Below are 23,385 nucleotides of genomic sequence, written 5' to 3' on the forward strand. Positions count from 1 at the left end.
ACAATCGGGAAAAGTTGATTTTGGTAGTACCATTTCCAACTATTTATTGATTCTCCAACAAAGCGATAATTTTCGTAATTGTGGGAATCTTTGTTTTATTACCAAAATCATATTGTCTGACTTTTTTGACAATATTGCTATCTGGCTGAAATGAATCTTCATGATCAAAAACCCAACTTGTGCCGCAACTCCAGCGAATTACATCTACTAATAGATTTTTGGATAATCCCATACTCTTACCTAGCATATAGGCTTCTTGTAAAATGATATAGTTAACATAAGCCATGAAATCTGTCAAATCTTGAGCAATTTCTTCTAATTTACCCTCTAGTTGCTGTTTAGGGCGCTCATAAGTTAGTTGATAGGGGAGGGGTTTAACTCTACCAAAACTGTCGGTAACTAATTCCGAAGCATGAACATAACTACGATTTAAACCATAGGGAGAAGGTGCGATAAACCCTGGTACTCTCAGATCAAAATTATTCTCTTCCTCGATTAATTTTGTGACCATGACGTGATTATCATGGGGTTTATATTTCTCTCCTGCTTGGCGATATCTAGCTTCAATTATTCTGCCGATAGGTAAAGGAACATTTAATTCATCTGCTAATTTTACGGTTAAATCTGTGTCTTTCACAGTAATTTCTAGAGAACAAGAATAGTCATAACTACCGTCAAAGATAAATGGGGTAACTTGTTCAGAAACAAAACAATTACCACTGGATGCTCTCATAAAATCCCACATCCAATCTAAGGGAATGCCTTGGGTTTTAGCAATAGCCAGCACTTCTCCAACAACAACCATCCCTGTGTAAAACAGTAAATTAGTTAGTAACTTTACTGTTTGTGCTTTACCAATTTTATTGCTGACAAAAAAGGAAATTTTGCCCATATTATTTAGGGCTTCCTCACACAGATTATAACCTTCTTTATCGCCACTGACATAAAAACTGACGTTAGCAAAATCTACTCCCATGTGGGATAAATTACTCACAGGAGATTCCAAACTATAGACACCTTTTTTCTTAGCTTCGTTAGCAATATGTTGGGTGTTGTGATAGTCGGTGGTGGAAAAATCAATCCAAGTTGAGCCTTTTTTCATCCCCGCTAATGCGCCATTTTCCCCTAACATATTTTCTGTCACATGATGGGGTAAGGGAAGATTTGTCACTACAATATCAGCATTTTCAGCAACTTCTTTAGGACTATTATACCAAACTGCACCGGCTGCGATTACTGTTGTTGCTGCTTCTGGATATTTATCATAAACCTGTACAGGATATCCCGCTTTTAAGAGTTTAAAAATCATCGGTTTGCCCATTGAACCTGTGCCAATGTAAGCAATTCTTTGGATGTTACTCATGAATTTATTCAGGATAATTGTTCAGGAAACTAAGTCGCTAGTAAGATGATACTGGATAAACCTAGTGCTAAACCTAAAAATTGTTTTAAGGTTAAAGATTCTTGGAAAAAAAATACAGCTAAAATAATTACTAACAGAGGATAAAGGGCAGATATGGTAGAAATTAGAGAAATTTTTCCTTTGGCGATCGCCTGAAGATAACAGAGAACACCTAAAATATTTAAAGCGCCACTAATAAAGGCAATGCTACCGGCTTTCCAGTCTAGTTCTAGTTTATAGTCAATACTAACTAAAACGAGTAATGCAATTGTTAATGCACCAAGAGCTTCATAAATTAAAATACTTTTAGTATCAATATTTTGAATAGCTAGTTTTGGTAAAAAAGCCCAACCAGCCCAACAAAATAAAGCACCCATAGTGGGAATTAACCATGTTTTCATATAGATATAGATATTTATTTAATATACTATGGAAGAATTATATAGCGTTTCCCAGTCTAATGAAGTACACACCAATTTATTCCCTATTCCCTGTTACCTAAAAAGAAAAAAATTGACCTCACTAGCATGGTAATGGCTATATCTTTAGTTATTTAATCCGCAGTCTATGTTCGTAAAGTTTTTGGTAATAAGGCAAACAATACTCGTAGGCTTGCTTTAAGTGATCGTTATCTTCCACCGTTCCATAGTAAATTTCCTTGTGCTTTCTATCTCTCAATCCTGTGCTGGTACTAAGAGAACTATGCCACAAACCATTTTCCCACTGATTAATTTCTGGTCGAGATTTTGGTTCCCAACTTAAGGCTTCTGGAATAAAAGGAATGCCCACTGCATTGCAATAAGCTTTAATGGTTAAATCTGGATTATTTAGTATATCGTGAGCGTCTATTAGTACAGGTATTTTACCACTAATATCTATAGCCATCATAAAGTAACGATACAGGGATTCGTAACCTGTTTCTTCTAGGGTAAAATCTGGCCATCGGTAGTGCAAAGAAAGAAGCATTTTAGCTGGATCTCTTATCAGAAAAGTATTTTCAAACTCAGCTACGAACTCAGGTTTTATTAAGTGACTGATATAGTAGGGCATATCTTTAATAAAGACTTGGTGCTGTTTAGCTTCTTCCTGCAACTTTTGTTTTGTGGCTTGATAGTTATTCTCAGCTTTGATTTCAGCATCTGGATAACGATTAGTATTGCGCCGTTCTTCGCTATTGTAGAATGAAAGCCCAAAGGGTTCGTGGAAAACCACAAAATCTCCTCGTTCTCGCATCATGCACTCAAATGCGGTAGAGACTGCACGAAAGGTAGACCATAAAGCCAGAATTTTGCTCATATTTTGATCAACTTAGGTTATGTAAAAATTTTATCCATGCGAAGACTGAGGAAAAATCGCCTCACAAAGATTTAATTTTGAATTTTACAACAGGTCTATTGATATATAGCGATCGCCTCACCTAAAACATCCATTTTCGGTTCTACTCCCAAACCGGGAACATCTGGTGCAAAGGTTTTACCACCTTGATTTCGCGCTCCCCCTGTAGCAGTATCAACAGTTAACATATCATGACACAACCAAGAAGCCCTTAAAAATATTCTGGGAGTTGCTTGAGCTAAATGTATTGCTCCTGTATCAGCAATAATACTACCGCCTGTTTCTTCAATATTCATTCTGATACCCCGTTCCATACAAAAATCTCTAATCCGTTTGGCCTTTGTTAACCCTCCCACTCGACCGACTTTTAAACCAATAGCTTCACAGGCATTGTCAGCATTAGCACGGACAATATCACCATATTTCTGAATACATTCATCTAAGATAATCGGATGAGAAGTAAGTCGTCGGACTTGACGGGTTTCTTCGTAGGTTTCACAAGGTTCTTCAAAATAACAAACATGATCTTTGACTGCATTCATTACCCTGAGTGCTTCATCCATTAACCAAGCCCGGTTAACATCAAAGGTAGCAGTTTCATTTCCTGGTAAGTAAGCACTGACAGTTTTAATTCTTTCAATATCCAAAGCTACATCAGCACCAATTTTACAGGTATGAACAACATAACCCCGTTCCTGTCCCCATTGAATAGATTTAATCATTTCCTCTGGTGTCCCGGTGGGAACGGAATTTTGACCTGTAACAGGTTCGTCTATCCTCCCTCCAAATAGTTCACATAAAGGTAGTCCAGATACCTTACCTAAAATATCCCAACAAGCCATATCCAATGCAGATTTAATATAGGGATGTCCTGGTAAAGCTAGATCCATTGTCCGATAAATAAAATCAGTACGTCGGGGATCAAGTCCGACCAATTGTGGTGCTAACTCTTCAATACCTGCTCTTACCCCTCTAGGAAATGCGGGAAGATAGGTAGAACCCCAGGGACATCCTTCACCCCAACCACGGATACCTTCATCTGTATCTATAGCGACGATGGTAGAGTCGAGTTTGTCAAAATATAATCTTCCCCCGGAGAGTCGGTAGGGATGTTGGAGGGGTAAATTAACTTTATATACGGAGATGCGAGTAATTTTCATGATCTATAAATTTGAGTTTATTTATTTCTAAACCTTGTAAGGTTATCACCAATCATTTCACCTTCTTGCAGAAACTTAGCAAGTTGATAACCAAAATTAGTGAGAAGATCGTTACTGGTAGCTTTTACAAGGGAATAAGTACCCTCCATCATAGTTTTTGAGTAGCGAGCTTGTCCATCAACAAAACGCATGACATAAGCCCTTCTGGATGGTAATTTTCCTGCTTTGAAGGTGCAACTTTTATGCCAAACAAATTTATCTAATAAGAGAGCATCACCTAATGCAAAGTCATCTTCTACTTTATTTTTTTCTAACAAAAAAGTTTCTATTGGATCAGCAGATTGAAAATCCCAATTTTTCACATCTTCTGTCTGGGCAAAATCACTAAATTGATCTTGTTTTACTAATTGCCAAATCAGATCAAAATAGTATTTAGCAGAATAAACTTGACGTGAGACATAAGCCAAACCTCCATGTTGTTCTTGAGTATGAATCGGATCAAGTGGAATCCATAATGTGTATGCTAAATCATCTGGCATGACGTGACACAATGACATAATATCATGATGCCAATTAAATCCTGTCTGATTTGTTTGTAATTCAAATCCTATACCTTGAATGAAAGCTACTCCTCTATCTTCTGTTAATTGTTTCATCACATCTTGAAAAATAGCTGAATCACATATATCTTGAGTAATTTTTTCTTCAATATCATAACCAAGGCGTGATATATCTCCAGAGTAGGATTTAGGAGGGGTTTGCATAGCCTGGGATTGAGATATTAACTTTTGTAGTTCATTGATAGCTTCATTTGTCAAAAGATTTTTCAGTTTGATAAATCCATGCTGTTTAAAAAACTGTTTATCTTCTGTTGATAAAGTCAGATGATTAAGCAAAGATTCTATTAATGTTTCAGTCATGCTTGAGGTTCAAATGGTGATTTCGTAAAGTTTTCATCCTTCAAAATAACACCTGACAGCCTCAACCAAAATTTTTGTTAATAAAACTAAATTATATAGATAGGGTAATGACAACTTTACCGAAAAAGCTTTTTGTTTGGAAAATTTTCTGAGCTTCATGGATTTGTGCCAAAGGAAAAACTTTATCCACAACTGGTTTCAAAAGGTCTTTATTTATATAATCAACTAATCTTTGGAATACTGCTGATTCTAAGCGAGTTGCCCCAATCATTTCTAAATCTTTGTAAATTAAATCCCGTAAATCTAGAGTTACCATTGGCCCGGCGATCGCTCCTGATGTAGCATATCTACCACCAATTTCTAGATTTCTCAACAGCAGTGGAAAATTATCTCCTCCCACCACATCTAAAGCTACAGTGAACTGATGTTTATTTAAATTAGACGCTAATTGTTCATCTCTGTAATATACATAATCTGCTCCTAATAACCTAGCAAATCTTTCTTTATTTGCACCAACAATTGCAACTACTTTTGCACCCCTGATTTTACATAGTTGAATAGCTGCACTACCTACTCCACCAGATGCTCCAGTAATTAATACCGTATCTTTTGCTGATACCCTCGCTTTAGTAACTAAATTTTCTGCTGTAGAATAAGCGCAGGGAATAGCTGCTAATTCCACATCTGAGAGGGAAGAACTAAGAGGATAAACATTCGTGACAGGTACTACTGTGTATTCTGCAAACCCACCATCAATTTCACTACCAATATATTTATATTCCGCTAATTTCCCTGTGCGAATCCAAGGATCACAAATTACTCTTTGATTGAGTATGTCTGGATTGACACCATCCCCAATTCCTGCCACTGTCCCCACTATATCAGCACCTTGAATGCGCGGAAATGTAATTCCTGCTTGTTGCCAACTGGTGGATGTATCTACACTATTTTGAGCCTGATCTTGCAGGATATCTTGAAAAGATTCCTGTGCTGCATACCAACCAGTGCGAGTATTGAAATCCGTATTATTGACAGAACAAGCTCCCACTTTGATCAGAACTTCTCCTTTTTGGGGTTGGGGCTTAGGAACTTGGGTATAAACTAATTTATCAGGGCCACCATATCCAGTCAAAATTACAGCATTCATTAATTTTGTCATTTTTTTTACCTTTATATTTGTTTACATTTTATTTTAACTGTTCAAAAAAAGTATTACTTTTAACAAATTTACGAGATTATTTTGACAATTATCAATAAAAGAAATGTTATCCTAATCGCCTTTCCATAAGTATTTTATCCGTTCTGTGATGTATCAGCGGCTGAATTATGACATCTCCGGGTAATTAGCTAGATCCGATGAAAAAAGTAGCTAATTTTAAGATGTAATTAGCATATTACAGTAATTTCCATGATAAGAAAGTAGATAAAAATGATAATATGCTCTCGTGGTTGCTAAATTCATGTCTAAGTCGAAAGTATAAATGAATCCAGAGGATTCAAAATTGACATCAGCAACACCACTTGTAGAAAATTTGGTGACATAAGTAATGAACAATAATCTAATCACAGAAAAAAATAACAACAGTTGGGATGCTATTAAAGAAGCCCACGAATTATCTTACAATCCTGAACAATTACAAGAATACTATGACAAATGGTCTAGAGAATATGATCTAGATGTGTCTAATGAAAAATATTCTGGCCCAAAATTTATAGCTGACTATCTGGCTAAAATCCTAGAAAATCATTTCCACCTTGATGCTGGTAAAACTAATTTAAAAATTCTTGATGCCGGGTGTGGTACAGGTTTAGTAGGTGTTGAACTACAAAAAAAAGGTTTCGGCAAAATAGATGGTTTTGACCTATCCCAGAATATGGTTGAAATAGCTGAAAATACTAATGCTTACAACTCCCTAGAAGGGAAATGCGATATGAATCGCAAAATAGAAGCATATCAAGACAATGAATATGAAATTATTGTCTGTTGTGGTGTTTTCACTTTAGGACACGTACATTCTACAGCGTTGGAAGAGTTAATTAGAATTACAAAACCTGGCGGATTATTAGTCATTAGTACCAGAAAAAGCTACTATGACAGCAGTGATTATCAAGAACTTGTAGATCGCTTATTGGTACGAGGAACAATCAAGTTAATTAATTCCATTATGGATGGTCCCTATATCGCAGAAGAAGGGGCGCATTATTGGGCTTTCCTAGTTGCATAAATAACAGGAATTGATAGGTAATCAATCATCATTATTGCTGATTTTTCTATCAAATATCTCTGGTATAGACTTTCCACGTCTTTACCAGAATTTGAGCATTTTAGTCACAGATAGACAGATAAACTAGTCAAAGAATCAAAAAATGAAGCTTTGAAACAGACTTTCTAGTCCGTCACCGTGGCGTAGCACCTACTTACTCAGCATCTTGTACAAACTCCCGGATTAACGGTAAACTTTCCTGATTAAATTGATATGGCTTTGAGGGCAAATTCAGGATCGTTGAAATTATTTAGAAGGTTTGCAGTGGTGTGATAGGAGTGAAGTGCAATGTTCAGTAGCAAACAGACCCCTAGTTTTGCTGATAGTCAAGAGTGCAATACTTACGCGTGGTTTTCTCAACGTGCTTGGGTGGAAATTGATTTGGGGGCTTTGACTGATAATATCAAGCAGTTAGTTAAATTTTTAACTCCGCAGACTCAGTTAATGGCAGTGGTAAAAGCTGATGCTTATGGACATGGATCTGTAACCGTTGCTAAAACTGTATTAGAAGCTGGGGCGAGTTGGTTAGGAGTGGCGACAGTTCCTGAAGGTATTCAATTAAGAGAAGAAGGGATAAAAGCCCCAATTTTGATTTTAGGTGCTACCCACACAGCAGAACAAATTCAGGCGATCGCCCAGTGGAAACTTGAACCAACACTGTGTAGCCCTAAACAAGCTTTAATATTTTCTGATACTCTAGAAGCCCTTGGTGATAATTCTTTCATCCCTGTACATATCAAATTAGATACAGGAATGTCACGGTTAGGAACTGATTGGCAAAAAGCAGGTGATTTTGTGCAATTAGTACAAGGACTACCCCATTTAAATATTGCCAGTATTTATTCTCACCTAGCTACCGCAGATAGTCCTGATCCGGCGATTATGCAAGAACAACAGAGAAGATTTACAGAGGCGATCGCCCAAATTCAAGCCAGAGGGATCAAAATTCCCAGTTTGCATTTAGCCAACTCCGCCGCTACCCTGGCAGATCCTAAATTACACTATGATATGGTGCGTGTAGGTTTAGCTATGTATGGTCTGTATCCTGCTACTCACTTGGAAAATAAAATTAAACTGCAACCAGTATTACAACTTAAAGCCAGAATTACCCATGTAAAAACTATTGCCAAAGGAACAGGGGTGAGTTATGGTCATCATTTTATTGCACCCAAAGAGATGAGAATTGCCGTAGTTGGGATTGGTTATGCAGATGGAGTTCCCCGCAATCTTTCCAACCAAATGCAAGTTTTACTACGTAATCAGCCTGTCCCACAAATCGGCGCCATTACCATGGATCAGTTAATGATAGATGTAACTTCCATACCCGACCTACAAGAAGGCGAAATTGTCACCTTATTGGGACAACAGGGGAAAGAACAAATATCTGCAAATGATTGGGCTAATCAATTAAACACCATTGCCTGGGAAATTCTCTGTGGTTTCAAACATCGTCTCCCCCGTGTAGCCGTAATGTAAATAGGGGAGGAAGGATAACCGATTGACATACCTCCTCGTCCTAAAGGAGCGAGGATTCCTTGACACTTCGCTGGGATGCGCCACAAGTGGTCTTACCGTCCCTCCATGTCCGTTTAGAGTCTCCCAATGCCCTATGGCGACTATACCTAAATTTTACCATAAAGCCGTCCTAGAAGGACGGGGCTTGTATCCCATTCTTTTGGTCAGGACTAAATATTATCTTGACATTCTAAATTTGCTGTGCTAAATTGGGATACTAATGAATGCGGATGTGGCGAAATTGGCAGACGCGCTAGATTTAGGTTCTAGTTCCGAAAGGAGTGAAGGTTCAAGTCCTTTCATCCGCACTAAAAACAAAATCAAAGTATCCTAGCTGGGTTGGAGATGTATAATCACTGTCCCAGCTAAATTTTTAGGCTATTTAAACCCACAGTAAATAAGCAGAAAACTAAATAACATTGTTTTCCCAGTTTTCACCTGCCATACTTTTCAGTATTTAACAATATAGAATATAATTTCTTGTTAACATTTTCGGAGTAATTTTACAAAAATGCCTGATAATCACAATATGAGTAAGTTACTTAGTCAACTATCTATAAACTGACTAAGATTTGATAATCTTTGATTAATACTGTTATTGTTAGGTATTCATAGAAGATATAAAACATCGTACTTTGTATTTATGATCACATAACCTGGATGTTTTGTAAGTTGTAGTAATTGTGATGTATTTGTTATATAAATTCAAATCATCGGTTTTTTCATGTATCTAAAGTAAAAGCAAAATTATGACAAGTTCTTTAGGTAACAATAGGTTATTTAACAAACTACATCCTTTATCTCTTTTAGCACAATTAAAAACTAAAAAAGTAACTGGATGTTTAAGTGTATATACTGATGTTTCTTCCTGGTCAATTTATTTAGAAGAAGGTAAATTAATTTATGCTACCTATTCAGATAAAGTCTTTGAACGTCTAGAAAGCCATTTACACCGATTAAATCAGGAAATTCCTGCTTTTAACGATACAACCTATGAGCAGATGGGGTTGATATTGGGGGATAAAGATCATAGTCAACTGATACCTAATGCTGATTATCATGCTGTTTGCTGGCTTGTGAATCAAGAATATATTACCCCTACACAAGCAGGAACTTTGATAGAAGAAATAGTCAAAGAGGTTCTAGAATCGTTTATTTCTTTAAAAGCTGGTAACTATAAATTAAATGCTGATTATGGCTTAAATGAATTACAAAAGTTTTGTTATTTAGATTTGCAATTAATTGTAGAACAATGTCAGAAACGGTTAGTTGAACGTCGAAATATTCCGGTGCAAAAAATATTAACCAGCACAGTTACAAATCAGAAAAAATCTCCACAAAAAGTAGACGATAGCACATTAAAGCAAAAATATACTGAAGACAATTCAAGTCAGGATTTATTGAGATTTCAAAAAACATCATATACAATTGCCTGTATTGATGATAGTCAAGCTGTTCTCAATTCTATTCAACATTTTTTAGATGAAAAGATATTCTCAGTCGTCACAATTAACGATCCTATCAAAGCCTTAATGCAAATTATCAGAAGTAAACCAGACTTAATTTTGTTAGATGTGGAAATGCCCAACTTAGATGGCTATGAGTTATGTTCTTTATTACGTAAACATTCAGGTTTTAAAAATATACCTATTATTATGGTGACAAGTAGAAAAGGATTTGTAGATAAAGCAAAGGCAAAAATTGTGAGGTCATCTGGTTATTTAACTAAACCCTTTACCAGAACAGATTTACTAAAGATGGTATCCAAACACATTGGTTAAATTCTAAAATTTTAAATCCTATCCATTTTAAATTTAATAAATTGCTGTTTCAAAATCTTGCATTTAAACCATGACTAGTTCTCAATTGAAATTTAATTCTCAAGTCAGCAACAATGTTTCAGAACATAGCTATCTTCAGTTTCAAATCAATCAACAAACTACTGCTGTATTATCAATTACTCATATCCAAGAAGCAATTATTGTACCGATTGGATCTGTCACATCCATGCCTAATATGCCACCTTATGTATTAGGATTAATGAATTGGCGTAGTCGGATTATTTGGGTAATCAATATGCCCAAATTATTCAATTTAGAAGGATTAGAATATCATCATAGACACTACAATATTATCGTGATTAAAGTAGAGTCCAATCTATTAGGTTTAGTAGTACAAGAAATTAAAGGTACAACTAAATTAATGACAGATGACATTCATTCTCCTATCGGACAAGTAGCAGCTAGTTTAGTACCTTATTTATCTGGATGTGTAGAACAAAAAGAAGAAACATTATTGGTGTTAGATGCAAGCAATATTGTTAATTATGCTCATTCTGTGAATGATTAAGTAACAAATTAAATAGCAAACAAATTTTAATAGCAGTTAAGTTTTAGAGGTGTTTATTTATGTCAAATAAAAACGATACTACCTATCAAAATCAGGATAACAATAAAACATTTATCCAAAAATCATCATCAGTTAGTGATCAGCAGCAAGAAGTAGTTAAAGATAAAGAGTCTCAGGATCAAAAAGATAAGAACTATTTGCAGAAGAATTTAATTAAACATTTCCGACAACTAAAATTTCACACCAAAGGAATATTAGTTTCTGTAGCTATCGGGACAGTGCCGATATTAGGACTGGGAATGATTAGTTATCATTTTGGTAGTAAATTGATTAGTAACCAGGTGATCAAAACCCAAGAAAGTCAAGCTGTTAGCTTAGGTGATGTTATTAAAAGATTTATGTTAGCCAGATATGGTGACATTCAAATTCTTGCCAAACTACCATTTTTAACTAATCCTCAAGTTGCTCAAAGTACAACACTGGCAGAAAAAACCGCACTACTAAATCAGTTTGTTAAAACTTACAAAGGCTATGATCACGTAGCAGTATTTAATTTGAATGGTAATATTATTTTGCAGTCACAAGGAGGAATTAGTAATCAAGAAAAAAATCTCAAGTATTTTCAAGAAGTTTTACAAAAAAATGCTCCAGTAATTAGTCAACCAGAAGTATTAAACAATAATGCTGTAGTGATTTATGTAGCTGCACCTGTGAAAGAAGTGGTTACAGGAAAAACTGTTGCTATCGTTAGAACTCGTGTATCTATGCAAATGCTCATGGAGTATATCAACAGTTCCGTAGACGATAGAAATGACTATTATTTAGTTGATCCTCAAGGTAAGTTTTTTCTCAGTCCACAGCAGAATTTACTAGCTCAAGCAGCTACAGTAATATATCCTGGTTTAGCTAATTTGGTAAATCAGAAAGATGTTAATAAGTTAAAAAAAGTTGAAACAATTTATCAAAGTCCACAGTTAGTGACTTATTTATCGTTACAGAAATTGGCAGATTTACCAGATTTAAACTGGAAATTGATTTTAGCGAAAGATAGGGTGACAGCTTTTCAACCACAGAAACAATTTTTAAAGCTAGTTGCTAATGTGTCAGCTTCACTAGCATTATTAATGACATTGCTTGTAGTTTGGTTAAGCAAAAGTATCACCAAGGAAAATACATTAGCTACGACTCAAGTAGAACCTTTGCAAGCAGGAGAAATCAAAGATACTGGCGAATATCAAAAAGAGGATATTCAAGTTAATCAAATATCTAAAATTGAGCAACAATGGCAAGAAAAAGATAATTTACATTCACAGATTTTAGATTTAATTAACCAGATAGAACAAGCTACTCATGGTGATTTAACAGTACAAGTAGAGGTGAGAGATGGAGAAATTGGTAATGTTGCCAAGTTGTTTAATTCTATTTTAGAAAGACTGCGATATATTGTGAGTCAAATTAAGGATAATACTAGAGAAATCAATAGAGGCATTGACAATAAAAAAGATGCAATTAATGATGTAAAAGCGGCTGGAGATGCACAAATTGATAAAATTAATAATACCTTAGCTACTGTCACAAAGATGACTAACTTGCTGGCAAATTTAGCCAAAGAAGCTGAAACAATTACTACTGTAACCAATCAATTCCACTATACCACTAATCAAAGTGGAGAAGCTATGGATTTGACGGTAGAAAATATTTTATCTTGGCAACAAACGGTAGATAATACAGCTAATAAAATTAAACAGTTGGGAGAATATTCTCAACAAATATCTCGCGTTGTTTCTTTGATTAATCAGATTGCGATTCAGACCAATCTATTAGCAATAAATGCAGGAATTGAAGCTGCACGTGCAGGAGAAGAAGGTCAAGGTTTTGCTGTGGTTGCTGAAGAAGTAGGGGAGTTAGCAGCACGAAGTACAGCAGCAGTTCAGGAACTGGAACAAATCGTTGAAAAAATGAAAGGAGACACAACAGAAGTTGTACAAGCGATGGAAATAGGTGCAAATCATTTAGTTGAGGGGAAACAGGTTATTGTTAATGCCAAGCAGAGTTTGCATGAAGTTGTGGATATATCTGCAAAAATAGAGACTTTTGTTAATTCGATTTCTACTACTTCTATATCTCAAGTGGAAACATCACATTTAATTAATCAATTGTTAGCAGAAATTGCGACTATTTCTCAAAATAATAGGGATTATTATCAGCAAATTTCTGATTGTTTACAAAACACTGCGGATATTTCCCAGCAGTTAGAAAGTAAAGTTGCCAACTGGAATGTCAATTAATAAATTAGTTTTTGAGTTGATTTTTTAAATGTTCAACACTTAATAAATAGATAAGGGATGATAATTTATGACTAGTGATAAAGAGTTAGAAATTCAGATGCAGTTTCTGGAGGAATCAACTGATTATTTGAATACCCTGGAAAGTATATTATTAGAAATTGATCCTAGTCAGCATCTGGATTTAGATAAGATTAATGCTGCTATGCGAGCCGCACATTCTATTAAGGGTGGTGCAGCGATGATGGGCTTTAAGGTTTTAAGTAATTTAGCTCATCGGTTAGAGGATTATTTTAAGGTTATTAAAACTCGCAAAAATTCTCTAAAAATTGATACGCATTTACAGAGTTTATTATTATCTGGAGTTGATTGGTTAAGACAAATTGTAGATTTATTGGCAGAAAGAAAATCTCTTGATGAAAAGTGGTTACAAACTTTTTGTTATCCTATTTTTGAGGAACTGCATCAGCATTTAGGTGATCCTTCTCCAGAGGATATTACAACAATGCTATCACCGGAAGATGGACAAGATATTATTCCTTTACTGTTTGAAACGGAGGTGGAGGAATGTTTACAACATTTAGAATCTTTGTTAACCAATAGTTCTACAACTGAGTTAAAAACAGCATTAGGAGTGATGGCTGGAGAGTTGGCTGGGTTGGGAGAAATGTTACAATTACCTAGTTTTATCCAACTTTGTGATTCAGTCACTCAATGTTTAGAAACACAACCAGAACGCTGTGTAGAAATTACTCAATTAGCATTAGCAGCTTGGAGGCGATCGCAAGCTTTAGTATTAACAAATCAAAGAAATAGATTACCAACAGAAATAGAATTAGGAGAAACTGTTGTTCATCAAAATCCTGCACAAGTTAATACTCAAATTACAGTAGAAACTCAGGAAAATAACTTGATAGCGGATGAGTTAATTCCTGATTTAGAATCTTTAGAAATAGAATTACCACCAGAAATTAATGCGGTAGAATTTCCTGATCCTAATATTGCTTTTACGCCGGAAATCACTACCCTTGATTATCAACACATTGAGCGAAAAATTGATGTTTCTAATATTTCTAAAGATAAGGATATTCATGAGAATACAGTCCGAGTTCCTAGTAAACAATTAGAAGAAATTAATGATTTATTTGGAGAGATTATTATTCAACGGAATGGTTTAAATTCCCAATTAGAAAAATTAAGAAAACTGGTTTTGGGACTGAGTCAAAGAGTACAAACCCTAAATCAAGAAAATCAAGAAGTTAGATCAGGTTATGAAAAAATTATCAATCAAATCATGTCTTCTGAGTTATTCACATCAGCAGGGCAAAAACAAGTATCTGAAGTAAATAATTTAGAAATAGATTTAGAACGTTATCAAAAATTAAATCTGCTATCTCAAGATGTGATGGAAACTATTGTGCAGGTAGCAGAAGTAGTTAGTGATATTCAAATTAGTGTTGATGACACCGATCAAATTGCCAGGAACTTTAATAAAACCTCTAAACAAGTACAGAGGAAACTAACACAAGTAAGAATGCGTCCTTTATCTGATTTAGTAGAGCGTTTCCCTAGAGCAATTCGTGACTTAAATGTTGAGTATGGTAAAAATGTACAGTTAAAAATAGAAGGTGGAAAAACATTAATTGAACGCAGTATTTTAGAGGCTTTGAATGAGCCATTAATGCACTTATTAAGGAATGCTTTCGATCATGGTATTGAAGATCCAGCAACTCGTCGTAAATTAGGAAAATCGGAACAAGGATTGATAGAAATTAAAGGATTTCATCGCAGCGATCGCACAATAGTGACTATCAGTGATGATGGCAAAGGAATTTCCTTAGAAAAAATTCGTCACCGCGCCGTTAGCATGGGTTTAGACACCGCATTAATAGCCGCTGCTAGTGAAGAAGAATTATTATCATTAATATTTGAGCCAGGTTTTACCACCTCTGAACGAGTGACAGCCTTATCTGGTCGGGGTGTGGGTATGGATGTAGTTCGCAATAATCTACAATTAGTCAGAGGTGACGTTAAGGTTGATACACAATCAGGAATTGGGACAACTTTTATTTTATCAGTGCCATTTACATTGTCTGTAGCGCGAGTTTTATTAATAGAAAGTGACATAGGTAGCGGTTTACATAATCGCATGGTTTTGGCATTTCCTACAGATGTAGTTTTGGAAATATTTTTATTAGCAGATGATCAAGTTTTCTCAATGGATGGAGGAGAATTTATTAAATGGAAAGATACAATGTTACCTTTAATGCGCTTGGGTAATTATTTTGAATTTAACTCTTCTCACTATAATCATTTAGAAATAGAAAGTACCACAAAAATTAATGCTAGTAGTGTGTTAATCATTAAAAATGATCATCAACAAATAGCTGTACAAATAGATCGTTGTTGGGGTGAACAAGAAGTTGCTATTCGTCAAGTAGAAGGAAATATACCTTTACCTGATGGTTTTAGCAACTGTACAATGTTGGGTGATGGTAGAGTAGTACCTTTAGTAAATACTAATGAATTAGTATCTTGGGCAACAAATAATCAACGTCCTCATAAAACAAATAAATTACCAAAAACTAAATTAAAAACGGCTTTTCTGAAACCACAAAAAGCTAGACCTGTGACAAGACGAAATCATAAAAAAGGGATAATTTTAATTGTTGATGACTCCATAAATGTGCGGCGTTATTTAGCTTTAACTTTGGAAAAAGGAGGTTATCAAGTAGAACAGGCTAAAGATGGTCAAGATGCTTGGGAAAAACTAGAAAGTGGTTTGCAGGTACAAGCTGTGATTTGTGACATTGAAATGCCAAGATTAGATGGTTATAGCTTTTTAGAAAGAGTAAAATCTCACACTGATTTAAAAAGTATTCCTGTGGCTATGTTGACCTCTCGTAGTAGTAATAAACATCGGCAACTAGCAATGCAATTAGGAGCTAGAGCTTATTTTTCTAAACCTTATAATGAACAAGATTTATTAAGAACCTTGGAAGAGATAATTTTTCAAATTTCCGAGACACAAGCTAATAATAATTGAATGAATAAACTGGGAATTGAGATAGCTTATTTGGTTTATTCATGATACGAGTTTATAAGTGAACGTTGTTTAAGCTACAATATCAAAACACTGATAATATAGACCGAAAAATGAAAGAGATAAACTCTATTATTAAAACATTTTTAGACAATCAGCACAACAACAAAAAATTATTTTTAGCAACTGTTGTCAATGTTCAAGGTTCTACTTACCGTCAACCTGGTGCGCGGATGCTGATGACAACATCAGGTGAGATAGTAGGAACTATCAGCGGTGGTTGTTTAGAAAATGATGTAATTGAGCATACCCGCTTAATGACAGATAAAAAAGCAAAAGTAATTACCTATGACACCAATGCAGAAGAAGATATTATTTGGGGTTTTGGGTTGGGTTGTAATGGTGTTGTAGATATTTTAATTGAGTCCTTAGAAAAGGAGAATTCAGTTAATCCTTTAAAGTTTATTCATCAATGTTTATCCGCACAAAAATCAGGAATTATTGCTACTATTTTTAGTGTTACTGGTAATATTGATGTGCAATTGGGAGCGTGTTTAACACTCAATTCAGATGATTTTGTAAATAGTAATATTCCTGAATCTAGTTTACAACAAGCATTAATTAAAGATAGCAAAGCAGCTTTAGAAAATCAACATTCAAGTTTTCATAAATATCAACTTCCTTTAGGGGAAGTTAACGTTTTTATTGAATTTATTCAACCACCACCAAACTTAATGATTTTTGGTGCTGGCCGTGATGCTGTTCCAGTTATGAACTTTGCCAAAGCATTAGGATGGAAAGTTACTATTTTTGATTGTCGCGCTTTAGAAGTAACTCAAGAACGTTTTATCAGTGCGGATAAAGTCATTCTCACCCGTCGAGAGATTTTACATCAACAGGTATCTGTCAATGAAAATTCTATTGCTGTGGTAATGACTCATAATTATTTTGATGATTTAGCAGTTCTCAAACTTTTGATCCCATCTCATATTAAATATTTGGGTTGTTTAGGTTCTAAAAAGCGTACCGCTAGATTACTAACTGATTTACAGTCAGATGTGGGAGAATTGACATCCAAGCAATTAGAAAAATTCTATGCTCCCGTCGGTTTAGATATTGGTGCAGATACACCGGAAACAATAGCTTTATCTATAGTTGCGGAAATTCAAGCTGTACTTAAAAATCGGGATGGTGGGTTTTTAAAAAATCGCACAAAACCAATTAATCAAAGAAATGAAATCCAGGAGGTAAAAATTAAATAAAAGTAATTGTAGGGTGAGTTAGCGATAGCGTAACGCACCAAATCTTGAATATCTAATGATTGTAAATATGAATAAATCCAATGTTGGGATAATTATTTTAGCCGCTGGTGCATCAACTCGCATGGGTTCACCAAAACAACTGTTATATTATCAAGGAGAAAATTTAGTTAACAGAACAATAAAAAATGTAATTGCGTCTGTATGTAATCCAGTCATATTAGTATTAGGAGCAAATGCCGAAAATATCCGTAATCACATTCATGAAACTGCAATTAAAATCCTAGAAAATCCAGATTGGCAATTAGGAATGAGTTCCTCAATTAAATATGGAATCACGGAAATAACAGAAAATTATCCTGATTTAGAAGCGGTAGTAATTACTGTTTGTGATCAACCATTTCTGACAGTAGAAATTATTAATAATTTAGTCACATCTTACCATTCAACCAATAAACCTATCATTGCTTGTAAATATGCAGATACATTAGGAGTACCTGTTTTATTTAACAAAAATTACTTTTTAAAATTAGCCAATTTAACTCAAGATATGGGAGCAAGAAAAATTATTAAAACCTATACAGAAGATGTTTTGAGTATTCCTTTCCCTTTAGGTGCAATTGATATTGATACACCACAAGATTATCAACAACTTCAAGAAAAGTAAATAAATTTTTAACGACAATTTTAGTTAGGGTTTAGCATTACTAAACCCCTATTCAAATATTTTAATCAGTTAGGAAATATGCAAAACAGCTTTACCTGGAAAACGTCTATCTAGCAATTGTTGAGCAACATCAGCAATTTCTGTCCAAGGTGCTTCGATATCAATGTGAGGACGTAACTGACCAGATTCTACCAACTCAACTAACCATTTTAACCCCACAGATGCTGGTTCTTGTTTGAGTTCATGAAAAACAATTAAACCGTAAATACTCGCACCTCCCAAGGCATAAAGATTACCTGCATTAAATGTCACCTCTCGTCCGGCTGTAGTTCCAAACACCACAGCTTTACCATTTGTACTTAGTAAACCTATAGCTGTTCCCAACACAGAACCGCCTACAGAGTCCACAATTAAATGATATGGCCCATATTCTTTCGCTGGTGCAATATCTTCACCGATAACGATATGATGCGCTCCTGCTTCTTTAACCACCGCTTCATACTTAGAATTACGCAGGTGTGCTGTTACCTTTGCGCCGCTTAACCGGGCTAATTGAATAGCGAAGTTACCAACACCACCGGATGCCCCAGTAATTAACACAGGTTTGTTGAGAAGAAAACCGCCTTTTTTCAAGACATGATATGCTGTTAAACCCGCTACGGGGAGTGTGGCAGCTTGAGCAAATGATACAAAGTGGGGAAGTTCTGCTAAGGAGTGGGTAGGTACTGCAACCAATTCACCCCAAGCGCCGGAGGGAAGAAAACCCACTACCCGCGTTCCTGGTGCTGGCCCTGAACCATCGGCGGCGGGAGTTTCCACAGTACCGGCTAAGTCCCAACCAGGCCGCCAACCAGCTTGGGCATTTGCAGCGCGTCTGATTTCGCCACGATTGAGTGATATTGATGCAACTTTGATTATAGCTTCGTTTGCGGCTGGGGTAGGTGCTGCAACTTCGCTTAAAGCCAAGCGTCCTGGTACATTGGGGTCAACTACAATAGCGCGAATTTTGTTGTTCATGTTTTTTATGTCCTGGTTTGATAGACTTTTGGAGGATGTAAAACCTGGCAAAATTGTCTGTGCTTATGAATTTTTTTGTGAGAATTGTAATTATTTTACATTGCAATCCTATCTGAGAATATAATTATTGTTTTTCATCTTAATTAAGATATGATAGAAAAGTTAATGCTCAGGCATATTTAGAAACTGAAAAACTTCAATAATTGCTGATAGCAAGTCAATCCAAATGTTAAAGGATACGGCCATGAAAGTTAAAGTCAAAAATCTTGGTGCTTTAAAACAAGCCGAATTTACACTTGGTGATTTGACAATTATTTGTGGTTATAACAATACTGGTAAAACCTATGCTACTTATGCTTTATTTGGCTTTTTATATAGGTGGCGTAAAGTGTTTCCAATTACTATTAATCATGACAAAATTACAGAATTACTTACAGACGGCGTAACTCTTATTGACATTCAAGAATATGCTCAACAAGTTGATCAAATTGTAGCTAAAGGCTGTGAAGTATATAGTCGAGAATTATCTGAAATTTTTGCTGCATCCTCTAATCGGTTTAAAAATACAGAATTTGAGTTTAAGTTAGAAACAAAAAATATTAACTTATTAGATCAATATGATATCACTATTAACTTTGGAGAATCTTCACTTTTTTCTATCGCCAAAAGTAAAGGCAGCACAGAATTAGTAATTACTTTAGTAGGGAATAAAGAAAAAGTCAAAATACCTGATTTTATCATTGAAAAGTATATTAGTGATGCGTTAAAAAATATTATTTTTAAAAACAAACTACCTCGTCCTTTTATCGCTAGTAGTGAAAGAACCGGGGCGGCAATTTTTCGTAAAGATTTAAATTTTGATCGGAATCGTTTATTGGAAGAAATTGGTTCTGCTGGAGACAACATTGATAGGACAGAACTTTTACTTAAAGATTATGGAGATTATGCACTTCCTATTAAAACCAATGTAGATTTTATCCGCAGACTAGAAACTATTGTTAAAAAAAACAGTTTTATCTATGAAAGTCACCCTGATATCTTAGAACATTTTGCTGATATTATCGGTGGTGAATATAGTGTGACTCGCAATGATGAACTTTATTATTTACCTGCTGGAAAAAGAGTTAAACTTTCTATGGATGAAAGTTCTAGTGCTGTCCGTTCTCTCTTAGATATTGGTTTTTATTTGAGACACGAAGCTCAACCAGGTGATTTACTGATGATAGATGAACCAGAATTAAACCTTCATCCTGAAAACCAACGTCGTGTAGCTCGGTTATTTGCTCGACTTGTGAATGTAGGTGTTAAAGTATTTATTACAACTCACAGTGATTATATTATTAAAGAACTGAATACTTTGATCATGCTCAATCATGATAAACCCCATCTCACAGAAATTGCCAAAACAGAAGGTTATAGCTCAGAAGAATTGATATCTGCTGAAAAAATTAAAGTCTATATTGCTGAAGAGGCATTGGTAAAATTAGATGGTAGGGCTAAAAAAACTAAATGTCAAACTTTAATCCCAGCACAAATAAGTTCCGAATTAGGTATTGAAGCTCGTAGTTTTGATCAAACCATTGAAACTATGAACCGTATTCAAGAAGCAATTGTCTGGGGTGAATAGTAATGTCTGATATTGCTATCTTGAAAGAGATGATAAAAAATACTGCAACTGTACCATTAAAAGATGAGAATGGTAAAAAAATAGTGACTCTTGAAGAACCTGATCTACCTAACTGTTTTGTAACAATTCGTGGTATACCAGATGAAGATCAATTTATTGTGATTAAAGCAGATCAATTTCCTGCACCAAATACTATTTTTAATGGTTCAAAGGGTGAGTGTAAGCGGGCTGATTTTATCATTGTTGCTGATACTGACAGGAAAAAAGTTATTCTCTGTATAGAGATGAAAGCAAAGAGAAAAACTGCCAAAGAATGGGAAATTATTCAGCAGCTTAAAGGTGCAAAGTGTTGTGTTGAATATTTTCAGAAAGTAGGTAAAGAGTTTTGGGGACATTCCCATTTTCTTGATAGTTATGTTTATCGGTTTGTAACTATTAGAAATATTAATATTGATAAAAGAACAACGCAAGAAAAAACCACAGATAATCATGATATTCCAGAAAAAATGTTAAAATTATCTGCTCCTAAGTCTAACTATATATTATTTAATCGTTTAATAGGAGTGAGGAAATAAACATTTTAAACATTTTCACCACAAGCTAGTATTAATAACTCAATTTATGATATTAAATAAACAATTAACAACCATAACCATATAAATCCTATGACTAACCTGATTGAATACGAAGACGCTAACCCAGAAGTACGTGCAGTTTACGACGATATCCGCGCTACTAGACAAACTGAATATATCAACAATTTCTGGAAAGCATTAGCTAATCATCCCCCAACATTAAAACGAACTTGGGAAAATCTCAAGGAAATTATGGCAGGTGAAGGTGAAATTGATCCATTAACGCGAGAATTAATTTACATTGCGGTGAGTGTAACTAATAACTGTGAATATTGCATTGCTTCCCACAGTACCGCAGCTAAAAATAAAGGCATGACTGATACAATGTTTGGGGAATTAATGGCGATTACTGGTGCTGCTAATATGACAAATAGGTTGGCTAATGGTTATCAAATTCCTGTGGATGAAATATTTAAACAGCAGTAAGTTAAGTTCAAATAATTTTATCTCCCTAATAAATTCTCAACATCTTGACAACCACCGGGAATGGTTTTTCTGCTTTTTTCTCCACACCAAGCACAGCAGTAACGACGGACTGAATCTGACATTCTTTCAGCCTTGCTAAAATCAGCGTTTTCAACCACTGCACCAGTGTGTTCTCCAGTGTCATAGTTGGGGGGATGGATGCGACTGCGGGGTGAGGCTTTTTGTAAATAACCATAAAAAAAGCGGACACCATTTAAATCAGCATTTCTAAGATTAGCATCGTATAAAATGGTGCGGGAAAGATTGACTTTGACTAAATCACAACCACTGAGGTTAGCACGGACTAGGTTCGCTTCACTTAAATCAATCCACCGTAAATCAGTTTTGGAAAGGTCTGCACCTGCTAACATTACCCCTAAGTCAATTACTCGTACTCCTTCTAACCTATCTTCGGCGTAACCACCGACACCATCAAGAATGGCTCTACCGAGACGGCGATCGCGTTTTAATGGTGTTAATAATTTGGAACGGGAAAGAAAGCGGAGAATTTTAGCTTTTCCACTCCCATCTACACTACTAAAAATAGCAGCGGTACGTCCTTCTGCGATCGCTCTTTCCTGTGGCCAGTCTTCTAATAATCCTTCTTCATCTAATACTAAATCAGATATACCTTGAAAATAAGAATCTATAGTTTGCTGTTGCGTAATAATATTTTGTTGAACCGTTAATTGATTTTGTTGAATAGTTAAATCCTTAGAAATAATGTATTGTCGCCAGGCTACATAAACTGCAACAACAGCAATAGAAATTTGCCCTAAAGCACCGAACCATTCCGCTAAAGTTCCCGAAGCATCCCAGTTAATAAACTTTCCTAAACTGAGGATAATTTCACCAACACCAGTAAATTTTAATAACCCAATAATACTGACAGATAAACCAATTAACCCTAACAATAGAATTATTTCCTGGGGAGAAAACCATTTTTTAAATTTTGCTTCTAACCAAGGTAAAAGGTTAATTATCCAAGGTAAAAGCATAGTTATGGATAAACCTAAAGTTACTAGAGTTCCCAAAATTCCCAAGAATGGGTTATTGATAATAATACCAATAGAAGTGAGAGCGATCGCTAATATTGTAGAAATTAAAGCTCTCGGTTTTACGGAAGATTGATAGTTAGAAACTACATTACCGCTAGATTGATCAGACTTTAAAACATCAGAATGATGGTGAGATTGTAAATGGGAAATAGCTGATAAAGCATCTTGTTCAGCCAAAATTTTCTCTGTAATTTCATTATCACCTAAACCATCCAGAAAATTATCCGTTTGTAAATTTTGATCTGAGTTGTCTTCTGGTGGATAAGAAGAATTAGATTCTTTACTCATACTTACTATTTTTGAATATTCTGATAATTTTAGAAATTGATCCTATTTTTACAGTTTATACGTTATTTTATACAGTTCACATAAATCAATTTCCGA

The 23,385-nt window shown here is 35.1% G+C and carries 19 protein-coding genes and 1 tRNA gene; 12 read left to right on the forward strand and 8 right to left on the reverse strand.

What is annotated here, in order from left to right; genetic code table 11:
• Positions 1-43: 43 nt before the first annotated feature.
• The 6 genes from WJM97_RS15655 to WJM97_RS15680 form a co-directional block, all read right to left on the reverse strand.
• Positions 44-1,363 (reverse strand): NAD(P)-dependent oxidoreductase, encoded by a 1,320-nt coding sequence (locus WJM97_RS15655; RefSeq protein ID WP_353929720.1) that lies wholly within the window; start codon positions 1,361-1,363, stop codon positions 44-46.
• Between the two features lie 29 nt (positions 1,364-1,392).
• Positions 1,393-1,803, reverse strand: coding sequence for an EamA family transporter (locus WJM97_RS15660; protein ID WP_353929721.1), 411 nt, complete (start codon positions 1,801-1,803; stop codon positions 1,393-1,395).
• A 148-nt stretch (positions 1,804-1,951) separates the two neighbouring features.
• Complete coding sequence (locus WJM97_RS15665) at positions 1,952-2,698, reverse strand: hypothetical protein (protein WP_353929722.1); 747 nt, start codon at positions 2,696-2,698, stop codon at positions 1,952-1,954.
• A gap of 95 nt (positions 2,699-2,793) precedes the next feature.
• Positions 2,794-3,897, reverse strand: coding sequence for a mandelate racemase/muconate lactonizing enzyme family protein (locus WJM97_RS15670; RefSeq protein WP_353929723.1), 1,104 nt, complete (start codon positions 3,895-3,897; stop codon positions 2,794-2,796).
• Positions 3,898-3,914: 17 nt separating this feature from the next.
• Positions 3,915-4,817, reverse strand: a complete 903-nt coding sequence (locus WJM97_RS15675; RefSeq protein WP_353929724.1) for a hypothetical protein — start codon at positions 4,815-4,817, stop codon at positions 3,915-3,917.
• 91 nt (positions 4,818-4,908) lie between these two features.
• On the reverse strand, positions 4,909-5,976 hold the full coding sequence (locus WJM97_RS15680; protein WP_353929725.1) for an alcohol dehydrogenase family protein: 1,068 nt from the start codon (positions 5,974-5,976) through the stop codon (positions 4,909-4,911).
• A 388-nt stretch (positions 5,977-6,364) separates the two neighbouring features.
• Between WJM97_RS15680 and WJM97_RS15685 the strand changes: the two genes are divergently transcribed.
• The 9 genes from WJM97_RS15685 to WJM97_RS15725 all read left to right on the forward strand — a co-directional run bounded on the left by WJM97_RS15685 (position 6,365) and on the right by WJM97_RS15725 (position 18,199).
• Entirely contained in the window at positions 6,365-7,042 is a 678-nt protein-coding gene (locus WJM97_RS15685) for a methyltransferase domain-containing protein (RefSeq protein WP_353929726.1), read from the forward strand.
• Between the two features lie 327 nt (positions 7,043-7,369).
• Positions 7,370-8,557, forward strand: a complete 1,188-nt coding sequence (alr, locus tag WJM97_RS15690) for an alanine racemase (RefSeq protein ID WP_353929727.1) — start codon at positions 7,370-7,372, stop codon at positions 8,555-8,557.
• Between the two features lie 265 nt (positions 8,558-8,822).
• A tRNA-Leu gene (locus WJM97_RS15695) sits at positions 8,823-8,904 on the forward strand.
• Between the two features lie 438 nt (positions 8,905-9,342).
• Positions 9,343-10,377 carry a response regulator gene (locus WJM97_RS15700; RefSeq protein WP_353933184.1) on the forward strand — a complete coding sequence of 345 codons (1,035 nt, stop codon included), beginning with the start codon at positions 9,343-9,345 and terminating at the stop codon, positions 10,375-10,377.
• Positions 10,378-10,447: 70 nt separating this feature from the next.
• A complete protein-coding gene (locus WJM97_RS15705) occupies positions 10,448-10,945 on the forward strand; it encodes a chemotaxis protein CheW (RefSeq protein ID WP_353929728.1) in 498 nt (165 codons plus the stop codon).
• Positions 10,946-11,004: 59 nt separating this feature from the next.
• Complete coding sequence (locus tag WJM97_RS15710; protein WP_353929729.1) at positions 11,005-13,233, forward strand: methyl-accepting chemotaxis protein; 2,229 nt, start codon at positions 11,005-11,007, stop codon at positions 13,231-13,233.
• Between the two features lie 67 nt (positions 13,234-13,300).
• The gene (locus WJM97_RS15715) at positions 13,301-16,276 is read left to right on the forward strand and encodes a hybrid sensor histidine kinase/response regulator (RefSeq protein WP_353929730.1); all 2,976 of its coding nucleotides are present in this window, start codon (positions 13,301-13,303) and stop codon (positions 16,274-16,276) included.
• A 110-nt stretch (positions 16,277-16,386) separates the two neighbouring features.
• The gene (locus tag WJM97_RS15720; RefSeq protein WP_353929731.1) at positions 16,387-17,535 is read left to right on the forward strand and encodes an XdhC family protein; all 1,149 of its coding nucleotides are present in this window, start codon (positions 16,387-16,389) and stop codon (positions 17,533-17,535) included.
• Between the two features lie 67 nt (positions 17,536-17,602).
• Positions 17,603-18,199 (forward strand): nucleotidyltransferase family protein, encoded by a 597-nt coding sequence (locus tag WJM97_RS15725; RefSeq protein WP_353929732.1) that lies wholly within the window; start codon positions 17,603-17,605, stop codon positions 18,197-18,199.
• A 69-nt stretch (positions 18,200-18,268) separates the two neighbouring features.
• Here WJM97_RS15725 and WJM97_RS15730 read toward each other — a convergent pair whose 3' ends face one another.
• The gene (locus tag WJM97_RS15730; RefSeq protein WP_353929733.1) at positions 18,269-19,216 is read right to left on the reverse strand and encodes a zinc-binding dehydrogenase; all 948 of its coding nucleotides are present in this window, start codon (positions 19,214-19,216) and stop codon (positions 18,269-18,271) included.
• 244 nt (positions 19,217-19,460) lie between these two features.
• Between WJM97_RS15730 and WJM97_RS15735 the strand changes: the two genes are divergently transcribed.
• The 3 genes from WJM97_RS15735 (at position 19,461) to WJM97_RS15745 (ending at position 21,904) form a co-directional block, all read left to right on the forward strand.
• Positions 19,461-20,843 (forward strand): AAA family ATPase, encoded by a 1,383-nt coding sequence (locus tag WJM97_RS15735; protein ID WP_353929734.1) that lies wholly within the window; start codon positions 19,461-19,463, stop codon positions 20,841-20,843.
• A 2-nt stretch (positions 20,844-20,845) separates the two neighbouring features.
• Positions 20,846-21,418: a hypothetical protein gene (locus tag WJM97_RS15740; RefSeq protein ID WP_353929735.1), complete on the forward strand. Its 573-nt coding sequence runs from the start codon at positions 20,846-20,848 to the stop codon at positions 21,416-21,418.
• A 90-nt stretch (positions 21,419-21,508) separates the two neighbouring features.
• Positions 21,509-21,904: a carboxymuconolactone decarboxylase family protein gene (locus tag WJM97_RS15745; RefSeq protein WP_353929736.1), complete on the forward strand. Its 396-nt coding sequence runs from the start codon at positions 21,509-21,511 to the stop codon at positions 21,902-21,904.
• Between the two features lie 17 nt (positions 21,905-21,921).
• On the opposite strand, the gene WJM97_RS15750 is transcribed toward WJM97_RS15745, so the two are convergent.
• Complete coding sequence (locus WJM97_RS15750; protein WP_353929737.1) at positions 21,922-23,289, reverse strand: pentapeptide repeat-containing protein; 1,368 nt, start codon at positions 23,287-23,289, stop codon at positions 21,922-21,924.
• Positions 23,290-23,385: the final 96 nt, after the last annotated feature.

The organism is Okeanomitos corallinicola TIOX110, from assembly GCF_038050375.1.
GTDB classification, from domain to species: domain Bacteria; phylum Cyanobacteriota; class Cyanobacteriia; order Cyanobacteriales; family Nostocaceae; genus Okeanomitos; species Okeanomitos corallinicola.